This window comes from Lacticigenium naphthae DSM 19658 (assembly GCF_000425865.1).
Classification (GTDB): domain Bacteria; phylum Bacillota; class Bacilli; order Lactobacillales; family Carnobacteriaceae_A; genus Lacticigenium; species Lacticigenium naphthae.
Genome location: NZ_AUEG01000002.1, coordinates 286109 through 296598 on the forward strand (window position 1 = coordinate 286109; position 10490 = coordinate 296598).

The window sequence follows — 10490 nt, forward strand, 5'->3', positions numbered from 1 at the left end:
GCATAATAATTGTGTGAAGTGAAATTTTGTTGGGATAAGCAGAAGACCAGTGAACAGACTTATGCGATAAGGGGGGATTATGCCGTAGCTGATATAGTGACGTAAATCCATGTGCTGATTAGTTCAAATAGCTGAATAAGAGAGGGATGATAGTACGTAAAAAAATTGGAGTATATATAGGAAGACTTTAGATTTAACAGTTTACTTCTACTAATAGCAGCATTCTTTTTTAGACTAAATAAATAAAAGAAATACAGAGAACGAAGAACTGTGAATGGAGTCCGATGTGGATGTGTGCTACGATTTAACTAAACAACTAAGGGGCGTGGGCAATAATGAATGATTCTATGAAAACTGCCTTATTTAGAGTAGATGTAAAAGATTCCGCTAAATATTTACAATCTGGAGAACTAAATGTGCTGGCCACATCATCTTTAATTCGTTACATGGAAATAGTAGCCCATCAGTTAGCTACAGAAGAGTTACCTTCTGATCAAACAACCGTAGGAATAGAATGTAAAATAAGGCACTTAGCTCCAACGGCGATGGGTAAAAATATAGTTATTAAAGCCAAATTGATGAAAAAAGAAGCAGGAAAGTTCTTTTTTGAAATTGTCGCTTACGAGGGTGAAAAGTTGATAGGAGAAGGTAAGATGACACGTATGGTAGTAGAAAAAGAAGATTTTTTAAAAAAAGTATAAATAGATTTCCTAGAAAAAGAATAATTTTTTGAAAAACTGGCTCTTTACAATAATACCTCTGGGGGGTATAATGGAAATTGTTAGGAAGGAGCAGAGACATGAAAAAAGTTTTAATATCTGCTGTTAAAGGTTACCAGAAAGCTATTTCGCCATTATTCCCCCCCACTTGCCGTTACTATCCAACGTGCTCACATTATGCTGTTGAAGCGATTGAAAAACACGGTGCAGCTAAGGGAACGATGATGGGGACTGCACGTATTTTGCGCTGCCATCCGTTTGTAAAAGGTGGAGTAGATAAGGTGCCAGATAACTTTTCCTTGAAAAGAAACCAAGAACCGCTAGAAAAATCTCAAAAAACCAAAAGGAGAGAAAAGAAATATGCCAGTAAAAGTCACTGATACAACATTACAAAACGAAGTACAAGAAGGATTTACACTCGTTGATTTTTGGGCTCCGTGGTGTGGACCATGTAAAATGTTAGGCCCTGTATTAGAAGAAGTAGAAGGCGATTTGAATGGGAAAGTTAAAATTGCCAAATTAAATATTGATGAAAATCAAGCAACCGCTAGTGAATATGGGGTAATGTCTATCCCAACGATGATTTTATTCAAAGATGGAACACCGGTTGAAAAAGTTGTCGGTTATCATCCTAAAGAAGTTTTGATGAATTATCTATCAGAAAAAATTGCTGCTGAATAAAATTTTCTAAATGGCTGTTTGTAAATGGGAGGAAGTGAATTCGTGCTATACGATAAAAAGATAGTCAATCGTATTAAGCGTACCGAAGGGCAAATGCGTGGTGTCATTGCTATGATGGAAAATGACAAACAATGTCAAGATGTTGTTACTCAATTGTCGGCGATTCGTTCGAGTATCGATCGAACAATTGGACTAGTAGTAGCAGAGAACTTGGTTCATTGCGTGACCAATCCGGATGATGATGAACGTTCATCAGAGGATAAGGTACAAGAAGCGATTAAACTGCTCATAAAAAGCAGATAAATTCATTAAATCAAAAGGGAGCAAAGACATTCTGTCTTTGCTCCCTTTTTGATAGTGTGACGAAAAAAGTTCTCTCATGTTAGTTTGGATCTGGTTGTGAGAAACTTAAGGAAATCTTTCCGTTTGCTCCTTTTTATTTATGCTAAAATGTAGTCACAATGGATAAGAACGGAGCGATAAGAGTGAAAATCTTAGTTGTGGATGATGATAGAGAAATAGTAGACTTACTTGGTATATATTTAAAAAATGAAGGCTATACAGTAGAAAAAGCGTATGATGGTCAAGAAGCGTTAGATGCACTTTATTCAAATGAAGAAATAGAGTTGCTAGTTTTAGATGTAATGATGCCGAAAAAAGATGGTATCCAAGTAGTAAAAGAAATCCGACAGTCCTCTCAAATCCCTATTTTAATGTTAAGTGCTAAGACAACAGACGTCGATAAAATCAAAGGATTAGTGAATGGTGCAGATGATTATGTAGTCAAACCCTTCAATCCCTTGGAGGTAGTCGCAAGGATCAAATCTTTGCTAAGAAGAAGCACCTATGGAAAAACGAATGATGCGGAAGATGAATTGGCTTTAGGGCCACTGATCATTCGGAAAAATTCCCATGAAGTAGTAACCATAGAAGGGGAACCCATCCAACTAACTGCGCTAGAATTCGGTATCCTTTATTTATTGGCTAGTAACCCTAATCGGGTATTTAGTGCGGACGAAATATTTGAAAGAGTATGGCAACAAGATAGTCTCATATCGGCCAAAACAGTGATGGTGCATGTAAGTCATTTAAGAGATAAAATCGAACAAGCTACAGGTGGAGAAAAAATAATTCAAACCGTCTGGGGTGTCGGATACAAAATCGAGAAACAATAGCCGGGAGGAAGTGAAGAGAGAATGAAATTATCTAGGAAAGAAAAATGGAGATTGATTCTCGAAGCTTTTATTACCGGTAGTGTTGTACTTCTTTTATATTTTGCTGCCTTTGTTATATTGCAGTGGATCGTCACAACGTTTAATTCTTTTTTTTACTCCATGGGATTTCTTGGTGATATCTTTCTTCAGTTTCAGGCAAATGAATATATTATTGGAACTCCTTTTATTGTGTTCCTATTAGCTGTAATTGCAGGAGTTTTTATTTATTGGCGGTTAAAACGAAGATATCGGCAATACGAATTGCAGCATATTATTAATGAATTGCATTATATTGCTAAAGGGGACTATACACATCGTATAACCGGTCAATACGGTGAAGATATGAAGAAAGTTGTTGAAAGTATTCATGTATTGGTGGATAGTACCATCGAAGCGATGGAGGAGGAACGTAGAATTGAACAATCCAAAGATGAACTGATCACTAATGTGAGTCATGACATAAGGACGCCGCTCACTTCCATTATTGGTTATTTAGGCTTGATAGAAGAAAATCGCTACAGCGATTTAGAAGAAGTACAAAAATTCACCCATACCGCCTATGAAAAAGCCAAACAAATGAAAATACTGGTCGATGATCTATTTGAATATACGAAAGTTCGCCAAACGACGACGCCGATTCAAATCGTTTCTTTTGACATGATCCAGCTACTTGAACAACTCGCAGCAGATTTCGAGTTGGAAGCGGCTAAAAAAGAAATGGAAATCATTGTAAAAAGTTCGGTGCCTACCTTGAAAATGCAAGGGGACACAGAGAAATTAGTCCGTGTGTTTAATAATCTGTTAACTAATGCCTTGAAATATGGGAAAAATGGCCATTACATTGAAATGATCGTCCATGCTGAGCGGACGAAAGTGAATATAGAAGTCAATAACGATGGGACCAATCTTCCAGCAGAAGCCATTCACCAACTATTTGAGCGCTTTTACCGTGCTGAAGAATCACGTTCGCAAGAGACTGGTGGCACAGGGTTAGGTCTGGCGATCGCACAAAGTATAATTGAGTTACATGGCGGGACTATTCAAGCGAAATCGGAAAATGGGTGGACGAAATTTGTTATCGAGTTGCCTTTGCGACCTCAAAAACAGCTTAAAGAAAAATGAATCACACCTCAGAAAAATACGCTGAGGTTTTTTTATTACAAAACCCGCACAAAAAGAAGTGTTTTTGATGATTTTTTTTGAAATTGGTTGTTTTTTTTCGATCAGTTAAGTACGATAGTAAAAGCAACAATAAACTAAAATATGTTAGTAATAAATAGGTATATATTGAGGAGAAGAGTAAATACAATGAAAAAAATTAAAAAAATTGTCCTATCTAGTTTGGTAACGAGCTTAATTGCTCCGGTAACAGGGTTTTCGGCTCAATCTGTTTTAGCAAAAGGACCAGAAGTCGATGCAAAAGCAGGGTTTTTAGTAGATGTGGAATCAAAAAAGGTCCTCTATAATGAAAATGGAGATACTGAGCTAGGTATAGCTTCCATGACAAAGATGATCGTTGAATACTTATTGTTTGAAGCGATTGAAAATGGAGAAGTCACATGGGATCAAGAAGTTGAGATAAGTGAATATGTTCATGAAGTCAGTCAGGATTATCTTCTGTCCAACGTGCCTTTGCGTATAGATGAAACCTATACTATCCAAGAATTGTATGAAGCGCTAGCTATTTATTCCGCGAATGGTGCAACCATTGCAATTGCTGAAGCTATTGCAGGAGATGAAGTAGCCTTTGTTGATAGGATGCGTGAAAAAGTCGAATCATGGGGGATCACTGATTATCAATTGGTCAACACGACTGGATTGAATAATCAAAATCTATTTGGGAAGCATTATCCTGGATCAGCTGAAGATGACGAAAATTCTATGAGTGCTCGAGATATAGCAAAAATTGCCATACATTTACTTGAAGATTACCCGGAAGTTCTTGAAACATCGAGTATTTCTGAAAAAGTATTTCGCGAGGGAACCTCTGATTCTATTTTAATGAAAAACTGGAATTGGATGTTACCTGGATTGCTTTTTGAAAAAGAGAACGTAGATGGATTGAAAACGGGTACCACCGAGTATGCTGGAGCCTCTATAACGGCAACCATGACCGAAGGAAATACCCGGATCGTGTCGGTTATTATGGGTGCTGGTGATGGCCAGACAAATAAAGGACAACGATTTGAAGAGACTACTAAATTGTTAGACTATGGAATGGCAGAATGGAAACCTCTTCCGGCTGTTGAATCAGAGGGAAATATTGAGGCGATCGAGCCGGTAACAATTTCAAAAGGAAAAGAAAAGACGGTTGAAGTTGTTCCAAACGAAGCGTTGGCTATTCTTGTTCCGGAAAACATTTCGGAAGAAGATTTGATCTATTCCTTTGAACCAAATGAAAAATTACTAGATAATGAAGGTGCGCTTGAAGCCCCAATTGAGAAGGGTACCGAGGTTGGGAACATTACTGTTTCTTATGAAGGGGATTCTTTAGGATATTTAGGAGAAGTTGAGAGCGCAACGGTTCCTGCCGTAACTGCTGGGACTGTAGAAAAAGCGAATATTTTCGCGCTAGCTATTCATTCTATTAAAAACTTTTTTGGTAATTTAATGGAGCGCTTCTAATAGTATGAAAAATCAAGTAGAGTCTAATTGACGCATATTCTCAAATCGAGTACAATGAAGGTAACTTAATAAGACAATAACTATTTGAACTAGTACGTTAAGAAAAGGTCAAGAGAGTCAGTGGATGGTGTGAACTGATCCTTTTTCTAGCGGAATCCATCAGATGAATTGAACAATGAAAACAGTTGATTAAATTGTTCCGGATGTGGCCGTTATCCTAGCAAAGCGTAGGATTAGTTTATCTTAAAGCTGGGTGGCACCGCGAATGAAGTCATTTCGTCCCTGTAAAAAGGGGATGGAATGACTTTTTTTAGTACATATAATAAGAAAAGGGGAATGGAAATGTTAGATATGAAGTTATTTCGTAATGAATTTGATGCAGTTTCAAAACAATTAGGTCAACGTGGCGTAGATAAAACAATTTTAGATGATTTCTTGAAAAAAGATGAGAGAAGACGGGAATTGATTCAAGAAACAGAAAAATTAAAAAAAATGCGGAATGAAGTTTCAGATCAAATTGCTCTGAAGAAAAGAAATAAAGAAGATGCCCAAGCAGACATCGAGTCGATGCGTAACGTGGGTAGAAAAATCAAAGCTATTGATGCCGAGTTAGAAATAGTAGAAAAAGAAATATTTGACATCGCTGCAGTATTGCCAAATCTTGCCCACGAATCTGTTCCAGTTGGAGAAGATGAAAATGCTAATATAGAAATGAAAAAGTGGGGAAAGCCACGTACATTTGATTTCGAACCCAAACCGCACTGGGAAATTGGGGAAGAATTAGGCATTTTGGATTTTGAACGTGGGGCAAAAGTCGCTCATTCTCGTTTTCTCTACTATAAGGGGCTAGGTGCGAGACTGGAAAGAGCCATTTATAATTTCATGATCGATCTACATGTAGACGAACACGGGTACACTGAAATGATTCCACCTTATTTGGTAAATGATGAGGCGATGTTCGGAACAGGTCAGTTCCCTAAATTTAAAGAGGACGTATTTCAAATCGCAAATGAATCGCTGACGTTGATCCCTACGGCGGAAGTTCCATTGACAAATTACTATCAAAATGAAATCTTAGAAGAAGAACAATTGCCAGAATACTTTACGGCTCTTTCTCCTTCCTTCCGTTCAGAAGCGGGTAGTGCTGGTCGTGATACACGAGGACTGATTCGCTTGCATCAATTTAACAAAGTAGAAATGGTTAAATTTAGTAAGCCAGAAAACTCCTATGATGAATTAGAAAAAATGACTGCCAATGCAGAAGATGTTTTGCAAAAATTGAACTTGCCTTATCGAGTCATTGTATTGTGCACGGGAGATATGGGGTTTGCAGCTTCGAAGACATACGACTTAGAGGTTTGGATCCCAGCGCAAGATACTTACCGTGAAATTAGCTCATGTTCTAATACTGAAGCTTTCCAAGCGAGACGCGCAAAAATCCGCTATCGTCAATCAGATTCAGGGAAAGTAGAACACGTGCATACTTTAAATGGTTCGGGACTCGCAGTAGGTAGAACCATGGCCGCTATTTTAGAGAATTGTCAGGAAGCAGATGGGTCAGTAACTATCCCTGAAGCATTGGTCTCTTATATGGGTGGTATTACTCAAATCAGTAAAAAGAAATAAAGAGTACACAATAGTAAAACTGAGTTAAAGGGCTATCTAGTGATTTCTAAATCACGCAGAACTCTTTTTCTCAGTTTTTTTGGTTCACAGATGTTATATGTAAGGATGAGTCGTTCCATCAGAATAAGCGATTCTTTAATAAAAAGACAAATTCTTTGCATACCTAATTTTGTAGAGTTAAGCTAAATTAGAGTATAAACCTACTATAGAAAGGGGTAGCACAAATGAAATTAGAAGGAAAAGTCGCTTTGCTCTTTGGGGGAACATCTGGAATAGGAGAAGCTACAGCCAAAGCTTTCGCTCAAGAAGGAGCAAAAGTGATGATCAGCGGTCGAGATGATCAAGATGGGAAAAGAATCGTAAATGAAATCAAACAGAAAAAAGGGACAGCCATGTTTGTTCAAGCTGATGTAACAAAATCAGAGGAGATAGATAAGGCTGTAGAAAAAACACTCTCAGAATATGGAACAGTCGACGTGCTCTATAACGGAGCGGGAATTCATGATAGTTACGCTAATGCATTGGAAACAACCGAGACAGAATACGAGAAATTGATGGCAGTAAATGTAAAAGGACCATTTTTAGCAACAAAAGCTGTCTTGGATCACTTTTTAAAAAAAGGAAAAGGCACAATCATCAATGTAGGATCTCAGGCAACTTTTGTAGCTGGACCAGGGGGCTCAGCTTATGTTACATCAAAACATGCACTTGATGGTTTTACGAAACAGCTAGCGTATGATTTCGGACAAAAAGGAATCAAAGCGAACTTGATAGCTCCGGGATTTGTTGAAACGCCTATGACTGAAGGAATCAACGAAGAAAGATTGGATGATATTCCTGCAAAAAGAGCAGGCAAGCCAGAAGAAGTAGCTGCTTTAGCTGTTTTCCTAGCTTCAGATGAATCCGATTATATTCAGGGGACCTCTGTTAAAATTGATGGCGGTTGGACCGTTGGACGGTAAGAGGGTGATATGAAATAAGAAACGGGAACTAGAGAAGGGTGTGAACAGGTAGGATGCATGAGAGTGAGTTCAAAAAAGTAACGTCTACTACATGGAGTTCCTTATATATGGTCCATTCTTTGTATGAAGTACGGGAAAAAAAGGTGATTGTAGGAAATCCTCAAGGGTGACAGTCTGAGTACTCTGTGTGCAGACGCGTAATAACAGCGCTTTAGCTTGCAACTGAATTCATAACAGAAAAATCCTTAAATAGTTCTTTTGAGAAGGTATCTTTAATGAGAGACAGATGATCTTTCATTAGAGATATTTTTGTAAATTTTTATAAGAAGTAGAGGCAAATGATTGGTAATTAAAATAAGAATGATTTAATGTAAGTTGAGTGTTAACTAACAAATAATAAGTATATTGAATATATCGGAGGAAATCATGAAAGCAATAGCAATTGAAAAATATGGAAGCAAGGAAGTACTGAAAGAAATGCAAGTAGAGGAACCTAAGGCAAATGCAAAGCAAGTAGTTGTCGAAGTAAAAGCTACATCTGTTAATCCAATCGACTGGAAACTACGCGAAGGTTATCTGCAAAAAATGATGGACTGGCAATTCCCAATTATTCTTGGATGGGATGTGAGTGGAATAATCAGTGAAATAGGCAATGAGGTAATAGGCTGGAAAGTTGGAGATCGAGTTTTTGCTCGCCCAGAGACAACTCGTTTTGGCACGTACGCTGAATACACTATAGTAGATCAATCATTACTTGCTAAGATTCCAGAAAACATTAGTTTTGAAGAAGCGGCAGCCGTTCCGCTTGCTGGTTTGACTGCGTGGCAAGGGTTATTCAATTACGGCAAGTTGAAAGAAGGAGAAACAGTCTTGGTACATGCTGGTGCAGGTGGGGTTGGGACCTATGCTATTCAGTTAGCAAAATCTGTTGGTGCAAAGGTCATTACAACAGCAAGCCAAAAGAACCACGACTTATTATTCGGATTAGGTGCAGATCAGGTCATTGATTACAAAACGGATAATTTTGCGGAACTCTTAAACGAAATAGACCTAGTTCTAGATACTGTAGGTGGAGAAGTGCAAAAAGAAAGTTTTAAAGTTTTAAAACAAAAAACAGGGCGAATGATTTCGATTGTAGGACTGGCTGATGAAGAAGTTAGAAAACAGTACGACGTAGGCTTTGAAAGTATTTGGTTAGAACCCAATGGGCGAGAGTTAACAGAAATTGCAAATCTAATGGCAGCCGGGAAAGTGAAATCTGTTATTGGATCTAAATACCCGCTTACAGAAAAAGGGATCTATGAGGCGCATGGACTAAGCGAAACACATCACGCTCTTGGGAAAATTGTAATTGTTTCTGATTGAGAGAGTATAAATGCATTCTTTGAAAATACATGTAACCTATTGTATAGAAGAAAAAAGAATACTATCTTATGATCTATCTAGAATCATAGAAATCGGAGGGGAAATGTAGATGAATGATCAAAATTTTCAAAAAGCAACATTTGCTGGAGGTTGTTTTTGGTGTATGGTCCATCCTTTTGATGAGATACCAGGAATTGAGAAAGTCACTTCAGGATACACCGGAGGGGATATTCCTGATCCTACGTATAGAGAAGTGACAACGGGGACTACAGGTCACACGGAAGCTATTCAAATTTTATATGATCCCGAAAAGATCTCTTTTGAAGAATTAGTAGAAATATACTGGAGACAAACAGACCCTACTGATGCCAGCGGACAATTTGCAGACCGTGGTTCTTCATATAGACCAGTGATTTTTTACCATAATGAAAAGCAAAAAGAAATTGCACAGGCTTCTAAAAAGACTTTAGAAGAAAGCGGAAGATTTCTTGAACCGATTGTCACAACAATAGAAGAAGCTAAACCTTTTTATGAAGCAGAAGAATACCATCAAGACTATTATAAAAAAGCTCCTGTCCACTACAAACTGTATAATAAAGGTTCAGGAAGAGCGGGTTTTATTAAAGACAATTGGAAATAAGTAAAGTGAATCTCTCATAAGAATGAGGGACAGGGTATTTCTATTGAAATCTCAGAGTATTCTGATTTTTTAATAGAAATACTTTTTTGTTTGAAAGGATCAATAAATCAGACCAGTTTTGGTTCAGGAAATATAGGCGGATGTATCCTGTTATTGCGATAAAAAAAGAATAGCAACAATAAATCGAAATAATATCCGGTTTATCTTGACGATTCATCTAATCGATGGTATATTTATAAACGTGCTAGAAAACAACAACACGAACAACTCATAAATAAGTTTTTGGGAAATGAAATTTCCTATTGACCTCGAGTTGCAAATGATGTTATGATATAAAAGTTGCTGATAACGGCGACAATGAATTGACCTTTGAAAACTAAACAAAGCAAACACAATCAATTGTGCAGGTGTCTTGATTTTTAATTAAGACAACACAGGCAAAGTAAAATTTGCAAAAGAAATAACGTAACATTCAAATTGAGTCACAAACACTTTAACGAGAGTTTGATCCTGGCTCAGGACGAACGCTGGCGGCATGCCTAATACATGCAAGTCGAACGCTGAAGCTCTCTGCTTGCAGAGAGTGGAAGAGTGGCGAACGGGTGAGTAACACGTGGGGAACCTGCCCATGAGAGGGGGATAACATCCGGAAACGGAT

Annotated in this window: 11 protein-coding genes, 1 rRNA gene and 1 other annotated feature; all 12 genes read left to right on the forward strand. The window is 37.7% G+C overall.

All coding sequences use genetic code 11. The annotated features are described in order from the left end of the window. The first annotated feature begins 335 nt into the window (after positions 1-335). The gene (locus tag H626_RS0104120; protein WP_035618454.1) at positions 336-701 is read left to right on the forward strand and encodes a thioesterase family protein; all 366 of its coding nucleotides are present in this window, start codon (positions 336-338) and stop codon (positions 699-701) included. A gap of 98 nt (positions 702-799) precedes the next feature. Then, entirely contained in the window at positions 800-1099 is a 300-nt protein-coding gene (gene yidD / locus H626_RS10625; RefSeq protein WP_035618457.1) for a membrane protein insertion efficiency factor YidD, read from the forward strand. Then, a complete protein-coding gene (trxA, locus tag H626_RS0104130) occupies positions 1080-1400 on the forward strand; it encodes a thioredoxin (RefSeq protein WP_027108211.1) in 321 nt (106 codons plus the stop codon). The genes yidD and trxA overlap by 20 nt, the downstream gene beginning before the upstream one ends. A gap of 42 nt (positions 1401-1442) precedes the next feature. Then, positions 1443-1703, forward strand: coding sequence for a metal-sensitive transcriptional regulator (locus H626_RS0104135; protein ID WP_027108212.1), 261 nt, complete (start codon positions 1443-1445; stop codon positions 1701-1703). A 182-nt stretch (positions 1704-1885) separates the two neighbouring features. Beyond that, positions 1886-2575, forward strand: a complete 690-nt coding sequence (locus tag H626_RS0104140; RefSeq protein ID WP_027108213.1) for a response regulator transcription factor — start codon at positions 1886-1888, stop codon at positions 2573-2575. A gap of 21 nt (positions 2576-2596) precedes the next feature. Next, positions 2597-3736: a sensor histidine kinase gene (locus H626_RS0104145; RefSeq protein WP_027108214.1), complete on the forward strand. Its 1140-nt coding sequence runs from the start codon at positions 2597-2599 to the stop codon at positions 3734-3736. Positions 3737-3922: 186 nt separating this feature from the next. Continuing rightward, positions 3923-5239 (forward strand): serine hydrolase, encoded by a 1317-nt coding sequence (locus H626_RS0104150; RefSeq protein WP_027108215.1) that lies wholly within the window; start codon positions 3923-3925, stop codon positions 5237-5239. 70 nt (positions 5240-5309) lie between these two features. Then, positions 5310-5526: a binding site (T-box leader), on the forward strand. Positions 5527-5581: 55 nt separating this feature from the next. Beyond that, positions 5582-6865: a serine--tRNA ligase gene (serS, locus tag H626_RS0104155; RefSeq protein ID WP_027108216.1), complete on the forward strand. Its 1284-nt coding sequence runs from the start codon at positions 5582-5584 to the stop codon at positions 6863-6865. 224 nt (positions 6866-7089) lie between these two features. Next, the gene (locus H626_RS0104160) at positions 7090-7827 is read left to right on the forward strand and encodes an SDR family NAD(P)-dependent oxidoreductase (RefSeq protein ID WP_027108217.1); all 738 of its coding nucleotides are present in this window, start codon (positions 7090-7092) and stop codon (positions 7825-7827) included. A 426-nt stretch (positions 7828-8253) separates the two neighbouring features. After that, a complete protein-coding gene (locus tag H626_RS0104170) occupies positions 8254-9192 on the forward strand; it encodes an NADP-dependent oxidoreductase (protein ID WP_027108218.1) in 939 nt (312 codons plus the stop codon). A 109-nt stretch (positions 9193-9301) separates the two neighbouring features. Continuing rightward, on the forward strand, positions 9302-9832 hold the full coding sequence (gene msrA / locus H626_RS0104175; RefSeq protein ID WP_027108219.1) for a peptide-methionine (S)-S-oxide reductase MsrA: 531 nt from the start codon (positions 9302-9304) through the stop codon (positions 9830-9832). Positions 9833-10324: 492 nt separating this feature from the next. Beyond that, a 16S ribosomal RNA gene (locus H626_RS0104180) occupies positions 10325-10490 on the forward strand; the annotation flags it as partial.